The following is a 19,520-nucleotide window of genomic DNA, read 5'->3' as shown; positions in this document are numbered from 1 at the left end:
ACCCTCTCATCCTACAATAGCGGAGACCGACTGCCGCGCCAGATCGAGCAACCTCGCCGGGAACAGGCCAAGGTGAAGGGTTCCCAGCACAGAGACCAGCACGGCCAGGACGGCCGCCGCAGATGCCGGGACGAGCGGTGGCGGGGAAGCTGCCTCACTCATGTACATGATGACGATAACCCGGAGATAAAAGTAGACCGAGACCACGCTGTTCAGGACACCGATCACTGCCAGGCCAGGATAGTGACCTTCAAGGGCGGCGCTGAAGATGTACAGCTTACCCATGAAACCGGCTGTCGGAGGGATCCCGGCCAGCGAGAACATGAAGACAGCCATGCAGGCGGCCAGGACCGGCCGTTGCCATCCGAGACCGGCGTAGTCGGTCAGCAACAGCCGCTCTCGCTCATGACCTTGCAACGCGATGATGACAGCGAAGGCGCCCAGGTTCATCAGGGCATAGGCGACCAGGTAGAAGAGGATGCTGGCAACTCCGGATGATCCGCCGGCGACCAACGCGACCAACAGATATCCGGCATGGGCGATCGAGCTGTAGGCCAGCATCCGCTTGATGTTGCTTTGAACCAGGGCAACCAGATTGCCCACGGTCATGGTGAGGACCGCCAGAATCCAGATCGCAACCGACCAACGCACGTGAAGGGCAGGTAATGCCAGAAGAAATACCCGCAGGAAGGCGGCAAAGGCGGCGGCCTTGGTCCCGGCGATCATGAATGCGGTGACCGAGGTTGGCGCCCCCTCATAGACGTCCGGGGCCCACATATGGAACGGGACGGAGGCGATCTTGAAGCCGAACCCAACCAACAGCAACCCTCCCCCGATCATGAACAGGGGCGCGGGGGGATGCCCATCAGCCAGAAAGGCCGCAATCTGCCGGAGTACGGTCGTGCCGGTTGCCCCATACATCAGGGCAATACCATAGAGGAAAAATCCGCTGGCAAAGGCCCCGAGCAGGAGGTACTTCAGCGCCGACTCGTTCGAGCGAAGCTCGGCCTTCCGGAACCCGGCGAGCGTGTACAGGGCGAGCGAGAAGGTTTCCAGCCCCAGAAAAATCACGATCAGGTCCCCCCCTGCGGCCATGAGCATCATCCCCAACGCCGAGAAGAGCACCAGGCTGTAATACTCGCCCTGATCGGCGACGGTAGTGTCAAGATAGCCCATCGACAGCAGGATTGTCAGTATGCCAATCAAGCCAAGCACAAGATAAAAGAAGAGCGAGAATCGGTCTAAGACGACCGCGTCATGAAGCCCGTAGCGAACCATTCCCCGATCTGGGTCGAGGACAGGCTCCCATAAGCCGATCGACAGAAGGATCGACACAGCGAGGGCCATCAGGCTTAGGATAGCGGTGAGATGCTTCCGCTCTGGCGGGAGAAAGAGTTCTGCCATCAACGTCGTGAGACCGCCCAGGGCTACCGGTGCAAGCGGCGCAAAGGGAGCCCAGTCAATCTGAGGCAGCACAAGCTCCATCAATTCGCGCTCCGCACTTCGGACGTCGCGCTCCGCATGCCGTCCAAGAGCTGCCCCACCGACGCATCCATCCTTCTGAGGAGGGGATTGGGATTCAGGCCAATCCACAGAATGAGCAGGATAATCGGGATCAGTATCGCCATCTCACGGCGGCCGATATCGTTGAGCGTAAGATTCTCAACCCGTCGGCTTTGCCCCCACATTACGCGTTGCCACATCCAGAGCATATAGACCGCTGCCAGGATGACCCCAAGGGTCGCGAGGACCGCAAATCCTTTGTGGACGCGGAATGTCCCGGTCAGGATCAGAAACTCACCCACAAATCCGTTCAGGCCTGGCAGGCCAATGGACGACATCGTGACAACCAGGAAACAGAGCGCGAAGCGGGGAACCGTCCGGGAGAGTCCACCGAACTCTTCTATCATCCTGGTGTGGCGTCGCTCATAGATCATCCCAACCAGCAGGAAGAGGGCACCAGTGGAGAGGCCATGATTGACCATTTGGAGGATTGAGCCCTCGACGGACTGCAGGTTCATGGCAAAGATACCCAGCATCACGAATCCCAGGTGACTCACTGAGCTATAGGCCACCAGCCGCTTGAGATCATCCTGAACCATGGCGACCAGCGCGCCGTACAGGATGCCGATCACGGCAAGCGCAGAGATTAAAGGGGTAAAGGCGGCGGCCGCTTCCGGAAAGAGCGGAAGCGCGAATCGGAGAAACCCGTACGTCCCCATCTTCAAGAGCACCCCGGCCAATAGGACGCTTCCCGCCGTAGGCGCCTCCACGTGGGCGTCCGGAAGCCAGGTGTGAAACGGAAACATCGGCACCTTGATGGCAAAGGCGAGGGCAAAGGCGGCGAAGAGCCACAGTTGCGTCCCATACGGGATCGATCCGCCGATCAGTTCCAGGAGGTCAAACGACAACCGACTCGCGCTCCCTTGATGCAGGAAGGCTAGGGCGATCATCGCCAGCAGCATCAGGACGCTTCCCGCCATCGTATAGAGGACAAACTTCAACGTGGCATAGATCCGCCTTTGGCCGCCCCAGACCCCGATCAGAAAATACATCGGGATCAGCATCCCTTCCCAGAAGACGTAGAAGAGCACCAGATCCAGGGCGACAAACACGCCGATCATGCCGCCTTGGAGCAGCAGCATGCAGATCATGTACGCCTTTACCCGGCTCGTAATCCCGGAGAAGGAGGCAAGGATGGCGATAGGCGTGAGAAACGTCGTGAGGAGCAACAGCGGCAGGCTGATCCCATCCACGCCGAGAACATAGCTGCTGCCGATTGAGGGGATCCACGGCGCGCGCTCAACGAACTGCATGCCGGCCTTGGCCGGATCGAATTGCGCGTACACGATCAGGGAAAGGAGCACATCCAGGCATGAGACGGCCAGCGCGAGCCGCTTGATCAGCGCTTCTCGCGCCCCATCGACATATGTGAGCAGGAGAGCGCCACCCAGTGGAAGCGCGATAAGTATTGAGAGGATCGGACCACCCGTCTGAGTCATACCTTCCTCTGCGCGCTATCCGGAAAACACCAGGTACCCCAAGAGGACCACTGCACCTACCAGAATCGACAGAATATAAGCCGGAACATGGCCGGTTTGAAGCCGCCTCAGCAGGCTCCCGGTACGGGTTGCAATCGCAGCAACGCCGTTGACCGACCCATCGACCATGCGCGCATCGAACGACTCCGATATGGCGCGGGCCGAGGCGATGGTCGGGTGGATCACAGCCGCGTCGTATAGCTCATCAACCCAATATTTGTGAAAGAGGGTACGATACAGCGAGGGATATCGCGCGGCAAGCGCCTCAGCTCTTTCAGGGTTCAGAAGATAGTAACGAAAGGCTATGGCGATCCCACCTGCTGCCATCACAAGGGCCGCAACCGCAAGCACAGCCCCGGAACTCGACTCGGCCGAGCCTTCATGCACCGACGCGGGGAAGACTGAGCCCAGAAAGCGCTGAAACTGGCCAGACCCTGGCGGGACACCGACAAACCCTACAGTCGCGGATCCGAGCGCCAACAATACTAGTGGCAGCCGCATGCTCCACGGCGCCTCGTGCAGGTGGTTAAGCGTATGGGCGTCGAGCCTCGACTTCCCCTCGAAGGCAAGGAAGTAAAGGCGAAACATGTAGAACCCGGTGCCGGCCGCGGTCAGCACTCCAATGACCCAGAGCGCCTGATGCCCAGAGCCATAGGCGGCGGAGAGGATCTCATCCTTACTCCAGAAGCCGGCAAAGGGGGCAATCCCGGCATTCGCCAGCGCGCCGACAAGAAAGCTCCCCGCAGTGACGCGAAGGGATTGCCGTAGCCCTCCCATATTCCGTATATCCTGCTCGCCGTCCAGCGCATGAATCACCGATCCCGCCGACAGAAAGAGGAGAGCCTTGAAAAAGGCATGGGTCATCAGGTGAAAGACCCCCGCGGCGTATGCCCCGACTCCCAGGCCCAAAAACATGTAGCCGAGCTGAGAGATGGTCGAGTAGGCAACAATCCGCTTGATATCAGTCTGTACCAGGGCGATGCTTGCGGCATACAGGGCCGTGAGGCCGCCGACCCAGGCGATGACCTCCAGGCTGACGGGCGCGAGCTGGAACAGGGGAGCGGAACGCGCGACCAGATAGACGCCCGCTGTCACCATGGTAGCCGCATGAATAAGCGCTGAGACGGGCGTAGGGCCCTCCATCGCATCAGGCAACCAGACATACAATGGGAGCTGCGCCGACTTACCGGTCGCCCCAATGAAGAGGAGGAGGGTAAGCAGCAATGCGGTCACAGAGCCGTGCGTAAGCACGGTCGGCGCTTCTGTCAATACGGTCTGAAAGTCCAGCGACCCGAACAGCGCAATCATCCAGATCAGCCCCACAACCATCGCGCTGTCGCCGATCCGGTTCACCAGAAAGGCCTTGGTCCCGGCGGATGCCGCAGCCGGTCGCTCAAACCAGAAACCGATCAACAGGTACGAACAGAGGCCCACCCCCTCCCATCCTACAAAGAGCAGGAGGTAGTTATCGGCCAGGACCAGGACCAGCATCTCGGCCAGGAAGAGATTGAGCAGCGAAAAGAAGCGGTGGTAGTCGCGGTCCTCCCCCATATAGCCGATCGAGTAGATGTGGATCAGCAGGCCCACGCCGCACACCACCAGCGCCATGATGGCAGAGAGAGGATCAAACAGAAACCCGAACGAGACCGAGAAATCGCCGGAGGCGATCCAGGAGCCGAGGGAGGAGCGGAGCAGGCGCCCTTCCGCCGGCATCTGCAGGAGACGGACAAAGGCCATCAGGGAAAGTAGCAGCGAAAGCGATGGGGCGCCGCAGGCGATCACCGCCACCAGCCTTCGCGGCATCCGGCGGCCGATCAGACCGACGACGAGACTTCCCGCCAGCGGAACAACGGGAATCAGCCAGATCATCGTGCGTACCCCTCCCGCGTCATCGCGCTATCCCTTCAGCAGATTGATCTCGTCCACATTCACGGACTCTTTGTTTCTATACAGCGCAATGATGATGGCCAACCCCACTGCCACCTCGGCCGCTGCCACCGCCATCACAAATAACACAACGATCTGTCCATCCATGGAGTGAAGAAACCTCGAGAACGCCACAAAGGTGAGATTGACCGCATTCAGCATCAACTCGATCGCCATGAAGATCACCAGTACATTGCGCCGGATCAGCACCCCGGCGACCCCGATGACAAAGAGAGCGGCGCCCAGGATCAGATATGCGCTCAAAGGCACAGTTGCTGTCATCGCCCCCCGCACCTCGTACCAAATCTCCCCAACCCCCCTTTAATAAAGGGGGGTTGGGGGGGATTTTGCGCTTCGCACCGCATTTCGCTACCTCCTGGCCAAGACCATGGCGCCAATGATGGCGATAAGGAGGATGATAGAGGTGATCTCAAATGGGATGAGAAAATCGGTAAATAAGAGGCGTCCGACGAGTTGAGTATTTCCGACGGTGCCTACGAGTTCTGATGTATAGGGGCCCTGGGGAGCACGAGAAGTGCTGGAGCCGATGGGGATCGCCAGCTCAATGAGCAGCAGTAGCGTCAGACTGATGCCGAGTACGAGCCTGGGCCGATCTCGTTGCAGCCAGGCGGGTGGTTCATGACCCAGGTCGAGCAACATCACCACAAACAGGAACAAGACCATGATCGCTCCGGCGTAGACGATTACCTGTACGACGGCGACGAATTGCGCCTGCAGCAGCAGATAGATCCCCGACAGCGCGAAAAACGTCCCGATGAGCGAGAGCGCGCAGTAGACCGGGTTTCGCAGGACGATGACCAGTACCGCGGTGACAAGCGCCATTGCGGCCAGCGGCACAAACACCAGCCATTCCATCCTTACCTCAACGCCACAAACACAGCCGTCACCATAATGTTAGCCAGCGCGACGGGCAGCAGAACCTTCCATCCGAATCGCATCAATTGGTCGTATCTGAAGCGCGGCAGCGTGCCTCGGAGCCAGATAAAGAGGAAAATAAACAGGTAGAGCTTGGCGAGAAACCAGACCACCGGCGGCAACCACGGCCCCCTCCACCCGCCCAGAAATAGCGTCGTCGCCATGGCCGACACGGTGATTATGTTGGCGTACTCAGCCATGAAGTACATGGCGAACTTCATGGAGCTGTACTCGACGTGGAAGCCGGCCACCAGTTCCGTCTCGGCCTCTGGAAGGTCGAAGGGAGCGCGGTTGGTCTCGGCGACAGCGCAGATCAGGAAGATAATGAATCCGATCGGCTGAAGGACGATAAACCACGTCCTTGCTTGAGCGCCCACAATCCCCACCAGGCTCAGCGACTGCGACAGCATCACCACACCCACCACCGACAGGCCCAAGGAGAGTTCATAGCTGATCATCTGGGCTGAGGAACGCAGCCCTCCAAGCAGCGCGTACTTGTTGTTCGAGGCCCATCCGCCCAGGACGATCCCATAGACGCCGAGCGAGGCCACACCGAACACGTATAGCAGCCCGATATTAACGTCAGTGATGACCATGTCGATGGTCCGTCCGAAGAGTCGGACCTGGTCTCCGAAAGGAATCACTGCGAAGGAGATAAAGGCGGGGATCAGCGCGACCGCGGGGGCCAGGATGTACAGCGTCCGGTCTGCCGCCTGGGGAATGATGTCTTCCTTGAACAGGAGCTTGAGCGCGTCGGCGATCGGCTGTAGCAGACCGTGGGGCCCAACCCGCATCGGACCGAGCCGGACCTGGATGTCGCCGATGACCTTGCGTTCCAGCCAGGTCAGGTAGGTGACACTCAGCAACATCAGCCCGAACACCACGACGATCTTCGTCACCATGATGACGAAGAAGGCGCCCTCTGGCATCATGCTCCCTTGTCGCCCGTCTACGATCGGTGTATGGGTCCGAACGGGCAGCCGCGCTCCACGACGTGCTGCTCGAATTCATCGCGAAAGTACTTCAGGTAGCTTTCAATCGGCATAGCGGCGGCATCGCTTAAGGGGCAGATAGTCTTGCCCTTCATGTTGTCGCAGATGTCCAAGAGCAGATCGAGATCTGCTGTCCGCCCGCGACCCTCTTCGATCCTTCGCAGCGTTTTGTGCAGCCACGCCGTCCCCTCGCGGCACTGCGTACACTGCCCACACGACTCATGGTGATAGAATCGAGAGACGACCTCTCCCACTCGAACCATACAGGTGGTCTCATCCATCACGATGACGCCGCCGGACCCGGCCATAGAGCCTGCTGTGGCCAACGACTCAAAGTCCATCCTGGTATCCAGGTGTCGCTCAGTCAGCACCGGCACCGAGGAGCCGCCGGGAATGACCGCCTTCAGACGGCGCCCTTCACGCATCCCGCCCGCATGCTCAAAGATCAGCTCCCGCATCGGGACGTCGATCGGGCACTCGTAGATACCGGGCCGGCGAACGTGGCCGCTTACCCCGAAAATCCGGGTACCCGTACTCTTGGGGGTCCCAATGCTCGAGAACCACTCGGCGCCACGCATCACGATGTGCGGAATGGTGCTGAGGGTTTCCACATTGTTGACGACGGTGGGCTTGCGATAGAGCCCGGACGTGGCGGGAAACGGAGGCTTGAGTCGCGGTAACCCACGTTTGCCCTCCAACGATTCGAGTAGCGCGGTCTCCTCTCCGCAGATGTAGGCGCCGGCACCCCGGTGCGCGTGGACGTCCACGCTGAAGCTGCCCCCCAGGATATTCTTCCCCACGAGACCACGGGCGGCCGCATCGCTGATCGCCTGTTCGAGGATGCGCGCGCCCGCAATGAACTCGCCCCTGATGTAGATATAGGCGGTCCGACACCCGATGGCGAAACTGGCCAGCAGGATTCCTTCGATGAGCTGGTGCGGGTCCCGCATGATCAGTTCCCGATCTTTGAACGTTCCCGGCTCGCTCTCATCGGCATTACAGATGAGATACTTGGGTAGTTCCGAACCCTTGGGCACAAAACCCCACTTGACGCCGGTGGGGAAGCCTGCGCCCCCCCGTCCTCTGAGCCCCGACCGCTTTACCAGATCGATCAGGCTGGCGGGGGTATGCTCTTTGAGCGCCTTCGCAATGGCCTGATACCCTCCGGTGGCCACGTACTCCTCGCAGGTCCCGCCATACCCCGGGATCTCAAATCGCTTCGTGAGAATCTTTTCGCTCATAGAAGTGTAGGGGCGCTGCCTGCTGCGCCCCCTTTGGGCAGGGCATGCCCTGCCCCTATAATTGATCGCTGTCGGCTAATTCCTTTCGCAGTCGCGCTACCAGCTCATCGACATCTGTGGCCGAGACCGGGCCATAATAATCCGGTCCCACTTGGATCGCCGGGGCGCGCCCGCAGGCCGCAAGACACTCAACCCGCTTGATCGTAAACAGTCCATCGGATGTTGTCTCTCCAGCGCTGATCCCCAGCGCCTCTTCGAGACGCCGGATCACCTGTTCGGCGCCCAAGAGCGCGCAACTCAAATTATGGCAGACCCAGATCTCTCGCTGTCCGCCCGGCTTCAGGCGGAACATGTCGTAAAACGTAGCGACCTCCGCCACCTGGATCGGCGGCAGATCAAGACGGGCCGCCAGCTCACGCATAGCGTCCTCTGTCAGATACCCGGCCTCCTCCTGACACAGGTGCATCAGCGGCAACAGCGCGGAACGGCGATCCGGATATCGAGCCAAGATCGCTTGAATAGTCTCTTCCGTCATCGCATCCAATACCAGTTCCCCCCAACCCCCCTTTGATAAAGGGGGGCACGGGGGGATTTCGCGCGTCGTAACGTCCGTTTCACCGATCCACCTCGCCGAGCACGATATCGATGCTGCCGATGATCGCCACCAGATCGGCCACCAGTCGCCCCTCCACCATCCGGGGTAACGCCTGCAGGTTCACAAAGGAGGGTGCGCGAAAATGAACGCGGTACGGCTTGTTGCTGCCGTCGCTTACGAGATAGACACCGTACTCACCCCTCGGCGACTCGATACTCTGATAGACCTCTCCTGCCGGTACGGTAAATCCCGCCGACCAGAGCAGGAAGTGGTGAATGAGTGCCTCCATACTCTGTTTGATCATCGGCTTGGGCGGCGGGATGAGCTTCGGATCGGCTACCACGACCGGTCCGGCCGGAAGGCGTTCCAGAGCCTGACGAACGATGGCAACGCTCTGCCGCATCTCAAAGATACGGCAGAGGTATCGGTCGTAGACATCGCCATGGCTTCCTCGGGACATCTCGAAGTGAAATTGGTCATAGCCTGAATAAGGATTCGACTTGCGGATATCCCACGCGACTCCGCAGGCCCGCAGGCTTGGACCGCTTAAGCCGAGGTCCACTGCGTCTTCCGGCTTAATCACACCCACCCCCCTGGTCCGCTCGATCCAGATCGGGTTTCGCGTCAGCAGGTCTTCGTACTCGGCCAGGCGGTCGGGAAAGCTGGCGATAAACGACCGTACTGTCTGCTCGAACCCCTCCGGCAGATCGGCGAACAGGCCGCCGACCCGAAAGTAGCTGGACATCATCCGGGCCCCGGACACCTGTTCGTACATATCCAGGATCGCCTCGCGCTCCCGAAAGGCGTAGAGAAAGACGCTCATGGCTCCGATGTCGATGGCATGGGTCCCGAGCCAGACCAGGTGGCTTCCGATCCTGGTCAGTTCCGTCAGCATTACGCGGATGACCTGCGCCCGCGGAGGGACCTCGATGCCGAGCAGTTTCTCGACGGCCAGCACATAGGCGAGGTTGTTGCTGAGGGGGGCCAGATAATCCATCCGGTCCGTAATCGGGATCACCTGCTGGTACCGCTTGCTTTCTGCGATCTTCTCCATCCCGGTGTGCAGGTAGCCGATATGCGGCGTACATCGGACGATAATCTCTCCGTCCAGTTCCAGGACCAGACGCAGCACGCCATGGGTGCTGGGGTGCTGCGGCCCCATGTTGATGGTCATGGTGCGCCGTTCAGTCACCCGTCGTCTCCTCTTCCCACCATTTCGGCGAGGCCTGCACCGGATAGTCCTTCCGAAGCGGAAATCCCTCCCACTCCTCCGGCATGAGGATCCGTCGGAGATCGTGGTGACCCTCAAAGCGGATTCCGAACATATCGAATACTTCACGCTCATGCCAATCGGCCGCGCCCCAGACCGACGTCACGCTGGGCGTCGCCTCACCCTCCTCAACGTGCACCTTAAGCCGGAGCCGCCATTTGTACTGAAGGGAATAGAGATGGTAGACCACCTCGAAACGCGGGTGGTCTCCGAACCGATCAACCGCGGTGAGATCAGAAAGGAAATCGTAGAGAAGACCGGGATCCTCTTTCAGGTAGCGACAGATCCGAATGATGTCGCCGGACCTGACGAGGAAGGTCGTTTCGTTTCGAAAGCTTCTGGTCGAGAATGTCGCCTCCGGGAACCTTTCCCGCAGCTTTGAAACGGTGAGATTCTCCTCCGCCTCCTTTACGTGATCCATTCCAGGCCCCCCTTCTTCCAGACATACAGGAGCCCGATCAGGAGGATACCGAGGAAGAGAACCATCTCGATCAACCCGAATAGTCCGAGACCATTCAGGATTACCGCCCAAGGATACAGGAACACGATCTCGATGTCGAAGATGATGAACAACATCGCGACCAGGTAAAACTTGACCGAAAATCGCTCCCGGGCGGAGCCCACCGGGTCGATCCCGCACTCGTACGGGGTGAGCTTCGCGTGAGTGGGCCGTCGCGGCCCGAGCACATGGGATGCAAAAAGGGTAGCGAGGGCAAAACCGGTCGCCAACAGGATCAGGATAAAGATCGGCAGATACGAGAGAAGCACCGCGTCCTTCTCCTGGGCGATCGGCTATCGCCCTTCAAACCTCACCCTTCGCTATGCACCGGGAACCACGTACTTGATGAAGGGATTCGCAAAGAAGATGATCAGGGCAACGAGCAGGACGTAGATAGCCAACGACTCGATCAACGCGAGGCCGATGATCATCGCAACCTGAATCCGCGGAGCCGCCGCCGGCTGCCTCCCGATCGCCTCCAACGCGCTGACGATAGCGCGGCTCTGACCGATCGCCGCCGCGCCAGAGGCGATGGCCATGGCGAATCCACCCGTGAGGACCGACACCACAAAGAATGTTGAAGAAGACTCAGGCGCGGCCCCTTCAGCGGCAAACGCGATCTGGGACCCAAAGGTCAGCATAACCGTCACTACCAGCAGGGCGAGCGCTCCTTGCGTGCGACTCATCGGCACAACTCCTTTCAAAGTGAGATGGGGTTAGTGATGCTCTTCGTGTTCGACTTGAACGGCTCCCGCGATATACACCATGGACAGCATGACAAAGATGAAGGCCTGGACAAAGCTGGTGAAGAGACTCAGGGGCATCATGATGCCCAGATAGATGACGTACGGAATCCCCAACCAGATCAAAGACAGCAGGATGGCTATGACACTCTCCTCCCCGAAGATATTGCCGAATAGTCGGATTGACAAGGAAATCGGCCGGGCAAGATGGCCAATGAGCTCGATAGGGAACATGATGGGCGCCAACCACAAGATCGGCCCGCAAAAGTGGCGGAGATAGGCAACGATCCCGTGCTCCCGAATGCCGAAGTAGTTATAAGAGAGGAATATCGTGATAGCGAGGGCGGCTGTGGTGTTGAGGTTCGCCGTTGGCGGCTTGAGACCGGGGAGCGCGCCGAGGAGATTGCCAACGAGAATGAAGAGGCCGGCCGTTCCGATCAAGGGGAGGTACCGTTTCCCGTTAGATCCGATCATCTGTGTAAGCAGATCTCCGAACGTCTCGACCACGACCTCCATGAAGTTCTGGATCGGCCCCGGTACAGCCTCGAGTCGCCTCGTAGCCAGGTACGATACGCCGACCAGGATAGCCATCACAAGCCACGCCATCGCCACATGCTCCGGCACCCAGGCTCCGGGAATCCCGATCGCCCCAAGAAAATTAGGAATCTGGAAAATTGTAGGGTGGTGCTCCATCACGCCTCCCAGTTATTGTGCTGGAAATCACATATTGGCTGCAAAAAAATCAACTTCCCCAATGCTTGAGATCTTTTAGAAGGTTGGCAAACCCCGCTGCAACCCCAAAGATAAAAAATAAAATCATCAGCCACGGTGACGTCCCCAGCCAGCGATCCAGGGCAATACCGATCGCGGCCCCGATCGCAATCGAAGCGGCGAAGGTAATCCCCAGTGAACTCAGCCCTGCGAGCTGCCGCCACAGTCGAGCCTGATTGTCCTTCATCGTCCTGCCGATGAAACCCCCTCTTGTCCCCCTTTATAAAATGGGGGATGGGGGGATTTTCTCTTGCTGCATTCAACTGTACTCTAGCCCTCCCCTTCCACCCTGTCAAGGCGCTGGTCTCCTGAATGCTACCAGAGCCCGGTGACCGAGGCCCTAGCCAACTCCAGGAAAGGGCCTGGGTAGATTCCAATAGCGAGGGTGGCCACCAGGGTCACAAAGAGGGCCAGCCGTAACGGCCTGGAAGGACTTAAGGTCAGGCCCTGTGGCGGTAGGTCGCGCATGTACATCGCCACCACCACCTTCATGTAATAGAAGAGCGAGATGGTTGAATTGATCACGGCAATGATCGCAAGCCACACATACCCTCGTTCGATGGCTGCGCCGAACAGGTAGAACTTTCCGACAAAGCCCGCGGTCGGAGGAACCCCCGCTAATGAGAGAAGGAAGATCAACATGGCAGCGGCCGCCAAGGGGCTTCGCTGCGCCAGACCGGTAAAGTCGTCAATGCGCTCCCCTTTCACCTCCCCCGCGCAGAGCAGGATCACCATGGCAAAAGCGCCCAGTGTCATCAGGGCGTAGATCAGGGTATACAGCAGTACGGCTGAGATCCCCAGCTCCCGTCCCGCTACCAACCCGATCAGCAGGTAGCCGATGTGGGCGATGGAGCTGTAGGCCAGCATCCGCTTGATATTACTCTGCGCTATCGCCACAACATTTCCGACCGTCATCGTGAGCAACGACAGGACGTAAAAGAGCAGCGTCCAGCGATCCTGTAGGCCCGGAAACACTACCAGAAAGACTCGCAGGAGAATGGCGAGACCGGCAACCTCTGAAGCCGCCGACAGGAGAGCCGCCACAGGGGTCGGGGCCCCTTCATACACGTCAGGAATATACATGTGGAACGGAACCGCCGCAATCTTGAACCCGAAGCCGGCCACCAGCATCACCATGCCCAGGATGAGCGCCGGATTCGAGAGTGTGTCCCCGGAGATCGTTGAGGCAATCTCTCTCAGGCCGATGGTGCCGGTCAGGCCATACAGCATCACAATGCCGTACAACATAATCGCAGAGGAAAACCCTCCCATCAGCAGGTACTTGAGCGCGGCCTCGCTGCTGCGTCGCTCCCGCTTCAAAAACCCGGCCAGAATATAAATAGAGATCGACATCATCTCCAGGCCGACGTACAGGATCAGGAGGTCTACAGCGCTAACCATCAACATCATGCCGAGTGTGGCGAAAAGGATCAGAGGGTAGAACTCGCCTTTATCAATCCGTTCGCTCTTCAGGTAGCCGATCGACATCAGCAGGATCAGCGCGGCAGAGATCAGAAAGACGATCTTGAAGAAGAACGCGAACGGATCACTGACGTATTGCCCGCTGAAGGCGGGCTGCGTGACGCCCCATTGGCGGATCAGGATCATGAAGGTGCCAAGGACGCCAAGGATACTCAGATATCCCAGCCAGTCTCGTCCGCCCTTCGGAGCAATGAAATCGAGCATAAGGATCGTCATGGCCACCAGGCTCAGGATCACCTCTGGGGAGGTCGTGGAGAGATCGGTCATGTTGAATACTTGAGTCATCTGGACCCTTTGACGGAGCTCAGGACAGGCTCTTCGGCATGGGCAGAGACAGGCGCCCGAACCGGCAAGACAACAGCTCCCCTTTGACCCGACCCATGACCGGCTTCAATCTGGCCTGTGGCGGGCTGTGTCGAATCACTCAGGTACGGCTCGGCAACGGCCTGCTGTTTATGGACCCGCGCCAGGACATAATTGACCGACGCCTCTGTCCGGCTCAGGAAGGGGGAGGGGTAGAGACCGATCCAGAAACACATAATCACGATCGGCACAAGGGTGCTAATCTCTCTGGCGCTCAGGTCAGCAAGATCCGCATTCTTCGGGTTCTCCAGCGCCCCAAACATAGTCCGCTGGTATAGCCAGAGCATATAGGCTGCGCCGAGCACAATTCCTGTCACGGCAAAGGCCGCCCAGACATAATTGACTTTGAAGGCGCCGACGAGAATCAAAAACTCACCGATGAAGCCGTTCAGTCCGGGGAGCCCCATCGAAGAAAACATGATGATCGCGAACAGGGTAGAGTAGACCGGCATCTGCTTGGACAGGCCCCCAAACTCCGAGATCTGCCTCGTATGTCGGCGATCATAGATCAGACCCACGATTAGGAAGAGGGCGCCGGTCGAGAGGCCGTGGTTAATCATCTGGATAATACTGCCCTGGACCCCTTGGGAATTCAGGGCAAACATACCCAACATCACAAATCCCATGTGGCTGACGGAGCTGTAGGCGATCAGCCGCTTCATGTCGGTCTGGACCATACAGACCAACGCGCCGTAAATGATCGCGATGATCGACAGGATCATAATCATCGGAACGAAGTGCTGGGTGGCCTCCGGAAGCATCGGCAGATTGAACCGGATGAAACCGTACGTCCCCATCTTCAGGAGGACACCGGCCAGAATCACGCTGCCGGCCGTCGGCGCATCGGTGTGCGCGTCAGGCAGCCACGTATGGAAAGGAAACATCGGGACCTTGATGGCGAAGCCCAAAAAGAAGGCCAGCCAGACCAGATCCTGAAACGATAGCGGAACACCCAGCAGTGTGAAGACAGGTGTAGATGGATACGACAGCTTCATCAACTCAAAAATATCAAACGTATAGGTTCCCGTCTGGGCACCGTGATAAAAGTAGACGGACAGGATCCCCAGCAGCATGATGACGCCGCCGAACAGCGTATACAAAAAGAACTTGATGGCCGAGTAGAGGCGGCGGTCGCTTCCCCAGATGCCGATCAGGAAATACATCGGGACCAGCATCACTTCCCAAAAGATATAGAAGAGAAAGAAGTCCATGGAGAAAAAGACCCCGAGCATACCGGTCTCCAGCATCAGAAGAAAGGCGTAATACTCCTTCAACCGCATGCTCACCGATTCCCACGAGCAGATGACGGTGATGACGGAGAGGAAAGTGGTCAGCAAGGTAAGCCACAAGGTGATCCCATCGAGCCCGAGAAAATAGGTCACACCAATCGACGGAATCCATGAGACCTTCTCGACAAACTGCATCTCGGCAGTCGTCGAGTCAAAGAAAGCGGGGAGCCACAAAGACACCAGGAGGCTGGCTACCGTGAAAGCCAGGGCGGTCCAGCGAACGCCGTTTTTCGACTCCTTCGGAAGCAGCGAGATTACGACCACCCCGGCGAGGGGCAGGTACGTCATCAGCGACAAGATCGGAAACCCAAGAACATTCATTTATGAAATAGTCCTCCTGTCGGTACCCTGGCCATTGTACTAACCGTTACACCGCCATTGCCCAGGAAGTCCTCCCTCACCCTCGCCCTTTCCCCCCAAAAAGGGGGTGAGGGGCAACAAGAAAGCCGCCTCTCCGTACCCAGAGGGTATCCGGGGAGAGGATAAAGGTGAGGGGCCTTTCAAAGCACAATGACGCCCATTATTGCGTGTGTAATAGAGCCTCTTGGAGAATTAGAGAAACAGATAGAATACCACCATACCAACAATACCCAGCGCCATAGCCAGAATATAGTTCTGGATGGCCCCCGTCTGCAGCCGCCGGAGAGTTCCGCTTCCGCCCTGGATCAGATCGGCGATAGCATTGACCAGACCATCGACAATCTTCATGTCGTTCCAGGACGAGATCACACTCAAGCGCATGGTAAGCCAGCTACTGCCGTTGACTGCGCCGTCCACAACCCGGGCATCAACCCCCCACAGGAAGCGACAGAAGGCCTTGCCGAAATCGATGAAGATTGCCTGATACAGCTCGTCTACCCAATACTTGTTCAGCAGCAGACTGTGTAGACCTTGTGCCTTATCGGCCAGTGCCGCCGGCAAATCCGGCCGTTTGACATAGAACAGATAGGCAAGGCCGATCCCGAGCAGCGCAACGGCGAGAGACACCGCGGCCATCACGACTTCCGACGCGCCAGCCGCATGCTCTGTGGCCGCTTCCGATTCGTGAGCAACTTCAAAGATCGGCGCAACGAAGCGATGGTACAGCCCGTGGTCTGGGGGGAATCCGAACGCCAGTCCCGCAATCACCGAAAGAACGCCGAGCACCAGCAGGGGGTACGCCATGTTCGGCGGCGATTCGTGCAGGTGATGGGCAGTATGGTGGTCGCCGCGAAAATGCCCTGTGAAGACCTGGAAAAAGAGCCTGAACATATAGAAGGCCGTGAGAAACGCGCCGATCAGTCCCAGGAGCCAGGGGATCGTCAGCCCACGTTCGAAGACGTTGAACAGGATTTCATCCTTGGACCAGAAACCTGCCAGGGGAAAGATCCCGGCGTTCGCCAGCGAGGCCAGCAGAAAGGTCCAGGTTGTAATCGGCATCGCCTTCCGCAGTCCGCCCATCTTTCTCATGTCCTGCTCGCCATGCAATGAGTGAATGACCGAACCGCAACCAAGAAACAGAAGCGCCTTGAAAAAAGCGTGAGTGCCAAGGTGAAACACGGCGGACGGGTAGGCGCCCGCTCCAGCGCCGAGAAACATATAGCCGAGTTGCGAGATTGTGGAGTAGGCCACAACCCGCTTGATGTCGTTCTGAACCAGCGCGATTGTGGCCGAGAAGACCGCCGTCAGCGCGCCGACCCAGGCCACCACTTCGAGGCTGAACGGGGCCAGATTGAAGAGGGCGTTCGATCTGGCTACCATATACACACCCGCCGTCACCATCGTGGCGGCATGGATCAACGCCGAGACCGGTGTGGGCCCCTCCATGGCGTCGGGGAGCCAGACATAGAGCGGGAGCTGGGCCGACTTGCCTGTCGCGCCCACGAACAGGAGCAGCGTGATGGCGGTGTAGATCCCGGCGCCCAGAGCGGGATTGACGGCCGCAAACACTTCAGTATATTTCAACGATCCGAAGGTGGTCCAGATGAGGAAGAGCCCGAGTATGAACCCGGCATCCCCGATCCGGTTGACGACAAACGCCTTCTTACCGGCATCCGCAGCCGATTTTTTCTCATACCAGAAGCCTATCAGTAAATACGAGCAGAGCCCAACCCCCTCCCACCCCAGAAACATCAGGAGGTAGTTATTGGCGAGAACCAGCATCAGCATGGAGAACATGAACAGATTGAGATAGGTAAAGAAGCGAGCGTAGCCCCGATCACCGTGCATATAGCCGATCGAGTAGACATGGATGAGGAACCCGACGAAGGTGACCACCAGCATCATAACGGTCGAGAGCGGGTCGACCAGGAACCCGATCGGCACCTTGAGGTCTCCGACCTTCAGCCACGAATAGACGTCCCAATCGAGTGTCGCGCCACCCAGCGTCTGAAAGAAGACGACAAACGCCACCAGACATGACAGCCCTGCGGCGGGGACCGCGATCAGATGGGCGCGCTCCTTGATCCAGGCGCCGAACAATCCGTTGATCAGGACCCCGATCAGCGGCAGGAGTGGCACAAGCGCAACAAGTTTCATGATGGTATTACCATTTCATCAGGTTGATTTCGTCGACGTTGATCGTCTGAAAGTTCCGGTACAGTCCGAGGACAATCGCCAGTCCCACCGCGGCCTCTGCCGCCGCCACGGTAATGACAAAGATGGCAAAGATCTGCCCCTGGAGCAGCGGCTGGGGTAGATACCTGGAGAATGCTACAAAATTCAGGTTGACCGCGTTGAACATCAACTCTAGCGCCATGAGAATCCCGATGGCATTGCGGCGGGTCAGGGCCCCGAACATCCCGATGCCGAACATGAGCGTGCTGAGGATCAGGTAGTACGAAAGTGGCACCATCCGTCAGTCCTTCTCCCGCTCGCGTCGAGCCAGAATGATTGCGCCCACCATGGCCGCCAGAAGGAGGAGCGATACCACCTCAAACGGCAAGACGTAGGTAGTCAGCAGGAGCTTTCCGATCGAGGCGGTATTATCCGGCATCGTCAGAGGCGGCACCAGGGCGGAAAAGCCCTTCAGGTTAGCGTAGGCCAAGAGCCCGACGATCGCGAGGACCACCACCGCGCTGATCCCTACCTGTTCGTTCATGATCTTGACCCCTCTCGCCGAGATCCGGCTGGTCAACATGATAGCGAACAGCAGGAGGATGGTGATCCCCCCCACGTACAGCAGCACCTGCGCGGCTGCCAGAAATTCGGCATCGAGCAGGACGAACAGCGCGGCCACGCCGAAGAACGCAAAGACCAGCGCGATGGCGCAATGTACGATATTTTTGGCCAGGACCACCAGAAGGGAGGCTCCCACGGTGAAGGCCGCCATCAATAAGAATACGACGTAAGTCACAGTCACGAGCGCCACTCCACCATGCTACCCTCGCAGCACCAGGATCAATCCGGTAATCCCCATATTCAAAAAGGCCAGCGGCAGTAAGAACTTCCACCCAAGATTCATGAGTTGATCGACCCGCAGTCTGGCCAGCGTCCAGCGCAGCCACATCATTACGAAGATAAGGAAATAGGTCTTCAGAAGGAACCAGAGCCATCCCGGCAGTAACGGCCCGTGCCATCCGCCGAGAAATAACGTGGTGGCGATGGCCGAGACGACGAACATATTAGCGTACTCCGCCAGGAAGAAGATGGCGAACCGCATCCCGCTGTACTCAACATGAAAGCCGGCCACCAGTTCCGACTCGGCCTCCGGGATATCAAACGGCAACCGGTTGCACTCGGCAATCGACGCGGTCAAATAGATGAGGAAGCCGAGCAATTGCGGAACCACAAACCAGATCTGTTGCTGTGCCTCCACAATCCGGACCATACTCATAGAGCCGACCGTCATGATGACCCCAATGACCGAGACCACGAGGGGGATCTCGTAGCTGACCGCCTGCGCCGCCGAGCGGAGGGCGCCCAAGACCGAATACTTATTATTTGAGCTCCAGCCGGCCATAATGATCCCCACGACCGTCAGAGAGGAGATCGAAATGTAGAAGAGCACGCCGATATTCAGGTCGCCGGCGATGAGGCCCGGACCGAACGGGATGATGACAAACGCGGCGAGCGAGGCCGCAAAGACCACCATCGGCGCCAGGGCAAACACCAACCGGTCGGCCCCCGCCGGGACGATATCCTCCTTAATGAGGAGCTTGATCCCGTCGGCGATGCTCTGGGCCCAGCCGTGCCAGCCGCCAACCCGCATCGGCCCAAAGCGGACCTGGATGTGGGCGCTGATCTTCCGCTCCCACCAGACCATAAACATGACGGAGACGGCAGTGAAAATGAGCACAGCAGTGGCCACCGCCAGCATCACGATCAACTGGGGAATGAACAGGGGTATCCCCCTAGTACTAAAGATGTCGTAAAAGCTCTCCATCAATGCTTC

The 19,520-nt window shown here is 58.6% G+C and carries 20 protein-coding genes; all 20 read right to left on the bottom strand.

Annotated features, from left to right (window positions below; all coding sequences use genetic code 11):
• Positions 1-6: 6 nt before the first annotated feature.
• A complete protein-coding gene (locus tag KGL31_05240; protein MDE2321309.1) occupies positions 7-1,485 on the bottom strand; it encodes an NADH-quinone oxidoreductase subunit N in 1,479 nt (492 codons plus the stop codon).
• Positions 1,485-3,002: an NADH-quinone oxidoreductase subunit M gene (locus KGL31_05235; protein ID MDE2321308.1), complete on the bottom strand. Its 1,518-nt coding sequence runs from the start codon at positions 3,000-3,002 to the stop codon at positions 1,485-1,487. Before KGL31_05235 ends, KGL31_05240 begins: the two co-directional genes overlap by 1 nt.
• A 15-nt stretch (positions 3,003-3,017) precedes the next feature.
• Entirely contained in the window at positions 3,018-4,910 is a 1,893-nt protein-coding gene (gene nuoL, locus KGL31_05230) for an NADH-quinone oxidoreductase subunit L (protein MDE2321307.1), read from the bottom strand.
• A 27-nt stretch (positions 4,911-4,937) separates the two neighbouring features.
• On the bottom strand, positions 4,938-5,237 hold the full coding sequence (gene nuoK / locus KGL31_05225) for an NADH-quinone oxidoreductase subunit NuoK (GenBank protein MDE2321306.1): 300 nt from the start codon (positions 5,235-5,237) through the stop codon (positions 4,938-4,940).
• A 99-nt stretch (positions 5,238-5,336) separates the two neighbouring features.
• Positions 5,337-5,843 (bottom strand): NADH-quinone oxidoreductase subunit J, encoded by a 507-nt coding sequence (locus KGL31_05220; GenBank protein ID MDE2321305.1) that lies wholly within the window; start codon positions 5,841-5,843, stop codon positions 5,337-5,339.
• A gap of 2 nt (positions 5,844-5,845) precedes the next feature.
• The gene (gene nuoH / locus KGL31_05215; GenBank protein ID MDE2321304.1) at positions 5,846-6,832 is read right to left on the bottom strand and encodes an NADH-quinone oxidoreductase subunit NuoH; all 987 of its coding nucleotides are present in this window, start codon (positions 6,830-6,832) and stop codon (positions 5,846-5,848) included.
• Positions 6,833-6,852: 20 nt separating this feature from the next.
• On the bottom strand, positions 6,853-8,136 hold the full coding sequence (gene nuoF, locus KGL31_05210; GenBank protein MDE2321303.1) for an NADH-quinone oxidoreductase subunit NuoF: 1,284 nt from the start codon (positions 8,134-8,136) through the stop codon (positions 6,853-6,855).
• 55 nt (positions 8,137-8,191) lie between these two features.
• On the bottom strand, positions 8,192-8,671 hold the full coding sequence (locus tag KGL31_05205; protein MDE2321302.1) for an NAD(P)H-dependent oxidoreductase subunit E: 480 nt from the start codon (positions 8,669-8,671) through the stop codon (positions 8,192-8,194).
• A gap of 79 nt (positions 8,672-8,750) precedes the next feature.
• Positions 8,751-9,923 (bottom strand): NADH dehydrogenase (quinone) subunit D, encoded by a 1,173-nt coding sequence (gene nuoD, locus KGL31_05200; GenBank protein MDE2321301.1) that lies wholly within the window; start codon positions 9,921-9,923, stop codon positions 8,751-8,753.
• Positions 9,916-10,422, bottom strand: coding sequence for an NADH-quinone oxidoreductase subunit C (locus tag KGL31_05195; GenBank protein ID MDE2321300.1), 507 nt, complete (start codon positions 10,420-10,422; stop codon positions 9,916-9,918). The genes nuoD and KGL31_05195 overlap by 8 nt, the downstream gene beginning before the upstream one ends.
• On the bottom strand, positions 10,410-10,769 hold the full coding sequence (gene ndhC, locus KGL31_05190; protein ID MDE2321299.1) for an NADH-quinone oxidoreductase subunit A: 360 nt from the start codon (positions 10,767-10,769) through the stop codon (positions 10,410-10,412). Before ndhC ends, KGL31_05195 begins: the two co-directional genes overlap by 13 nt.
• 51 nt (positions 10,770-10,820) lie before the next feature.
• Positions 10,821-11,141 (bottom strand): F0F1 ATP synthase subunit C, encoded by a 321-nt coding sequence (locus tag KGL31_05185; GenBank protein ID MDE2321298.1) that lies wholly within the window; start codon positions 11,139-11,141, stop codon positions 10,821-10,823.
• Between the two features lie 75 nt (positions 11,142-11,216).
• Positions 11,217-11,936: a F0F1 ATP synthase subunit A gene (gene atpB, locus KGL31_05180; protein MDE2321297.1), complete on the bottom strand. Its 720-nt coding sequence runs from the start codon at positions 11,934-11,936 to the stop codon at positions 11,217-11,219.
• 49 nt (positions 11,937-11,985) lie between these two features.
• Complete coding sequence (locus KGL31_05175; protein ID MDE2321296.1) at positions 11,986-12,201, bottom strand: AtpZ/AtpI family protein; 216 nt, start codon at positions 12,199-12,201, stop codon at positions 11,986-11,988.
• Between the two features lie 128 nt (positions 12,202-12,329).
• Positions 12,330-13,781: an NADH-quinone oxidoreductase subunit N gene (locus KGL31_05170; protein ID MDE2321295.1), complete on the bottom strand. Its 1,452-nt coding sequence runs from the start codon at positions 13,779-13,781 to the stop codon at positions 12,330-12,332.
• The gene (locus KGL31_05165) at positions 13,778-15,469 is read right to left on the bottom strand and encodes an NADH-quinone oxidoreductase subunit M (protein MDE2321294.1); all 1,692 of its coding nucleotides are present in this window, start codon (positions 15,467-15,469) and stop codon (positions 13,778-13,780) included. The genes KGL31_05170 and KGL31_05165 overlap by 4 nt, the downstream gene beginning before the upstream one ends.
• A 231-nt stretch (positions 15,470-15,700) precedes the next feature.
• Positions 15,701-17,665 (bottom strand): NADH-quinone oxidoreductase subunit L, encoded by a 1,965-nt coding sequence (gene nuoL, locus KGL31_05160; protein ID MDE2321293.1) that lies wholly within the window; start codon positions 17,663-17,665, stop codon positions 15,701-15,703.
• A 7-nt stretch (positions 17,666-17,672) separates the two neighbouring features.
• The gene (gene nuoK / locus KGL31_05155) at positions 17,673-17,981 is read right to left on the bottom strand and encodes an NADH-quinone oxidoreductase subunit NuoK (protein ID MDE2321292.1); all 309 of its coding nucleotides are present in this window, start codon (positions 17,979-17,981) and stop codon (positions 17,673-17,675) included.
• A gap of 3 nt (positions 17,982-17,984) precedes the next feature.
• The gene (locus KGL31_05150) at positions 17,985-18,488 is read right to left on the bottom strand and encodes an NADH-quinone oxidoreductase subunit J (protein ID MDE2321291.1); all 504 of its coding nucleotides are present in this window, start codon (positions 18,486-18,488) and stop codon (positions 17,985-17,987) included.
• An 18-nt stretch (positions 18,489-18,506) separates the two neighbouring features.
• Positions 18,507-19,511 (bottom strand): NADH-quinone oxidoreductase subunit NuoH, encoded by a 1,005-nt coding sequence (nuoH, locus tag KGL31_05145; protein MDE2321290.1) that lies wholly within the window; start codon positions 19,509-19,511, stop codon positions 18,507-18,509.
• Positions 19,512-19,520: the final 9 nt, after the last annotated feature.

This window comes from Candidatus Methylomirabilota bacterium (genome assembly GCA_028870115.1).
Lineage (GTDB): Bacteria > Methylomirabilota > Methylomirabilia > Methylomirabilales > Methylomirabilaceae > Methylomirabilis.
The sequence above is the reverse complement of the archived record's forward strand: the minus strand, read 5'-3'. Positions and strand labels throughout refer to the sequence as shown.

Bases quoted from the DNA above. Each gene is read 5' to 3' on its own strand.
- KGL31_05185 (MDE2321298.1), bottom strand. From the start codon at position 11,141: ATGCTGACCTTTGGGTCCCAGATCGCGTTTGCCGCTGAAGGGGCCGCG.
- KGL31_05195 (MDE2321300.1), bottom strand. From the start codon at position 10,422: ATGGATCACGTAAAGGAGGCGGAGGAGAATCTCACCGTTTCAAAGCTG.
- KGL31_05235 (MDE2321308.1), bottom strand. From the start codon at position 3,002: ATGACTCAGACGGGTGGTCCGATCCTCTCAATACTTATCGCGCTTCCA.
- nuoL (MDE2321293.1), bottom strand. From the start codon at position 17,665: ATGAAACTTGTTGCGCTTGTGCCACTCCTGCCGCTGATCGGGGTCCTG.
- KGL31_05220 (MDE2321305.1), bottom strand. From the start codon at position 5,843: ATGGAATGGCTGGTGTTTGTGCCGCTGGCCGCAATGGCGCTTGTCACC.
- nuoL (MDE2321307.1), bottom strand. From the start codon at position 4,910: ATGATCTGGCTGATTCCCGTTGTTCCGCTGGCGGGAAGTCTCGTCGTC.
- KGL31_05240 (MDE2321309.1), bottom strand. From the start codon at position 1,485: ATGGAGCTTGTGCTGCCTCAGATTGACTGGGCTCCCTTTGCGCCGCTT.
- nuoH (MDE2321304.1), bottom strand. From the start codon at position 6,832: ATGCCAGAGGGCGCCTTCTTCGTCATCATGGTGACGAAGATCGTCGTG.
- nuoF (MDE2321303.1), bottom strand. From the start codon at position 8,136: ATGAGCGAAAAGATTCTCACGAAGCGATTTGAGATCCCGGGGTATGGC.
- nuoH (MDE2321290.1), bottom strand. From the start codon at position 19,511: ATGGAGAGCTTTTACGACATCTTTAGTACTAGGGGGATACCCCTGTTC.
- KGL31_05175 (MDE2321296.1), bottom strand. From the start codon at position 12,201: ATGAAGGACAATCAGGCTCGACTGTGGCGGCAGCTCGCAGGGCTGAGT.
- atpB (MDE2321297.1), bottom strand. From the start codon at position 11,936: ATGGAGCACCACCCTACAATTTTCCAGATTCCTAATTTTCTTGGGGCG.
- KGL31_05165 (MDE2321294.1), bottom strand. From the start codon at position 15,469: ATGAATGTTCTTGGGTTTCCGATCTTGTCGCTGATGACGTACCTGCCC.
- KGL31_05205 (MDE2321302.1), bottom strand. From the start codon at position 8,671: ATGACGGAAGAGACTATTCAAGCGATCTTGGCTCGATATCCGGATCGC.
- KGL31_05170 (MDE2321295.1), bottom strand. From the start codon at position 13,781: ATGACTCAAGTATTCAACATGACCGATCTCTCCACGACCTCCCCAGAG.
- nuoK (MDE2321292.1), bottom strand. From the start codon at position 17,981: ATGGTGCCACTTTCGTACTACCTGATCCTCAGCACGCTCATGTTCGGC.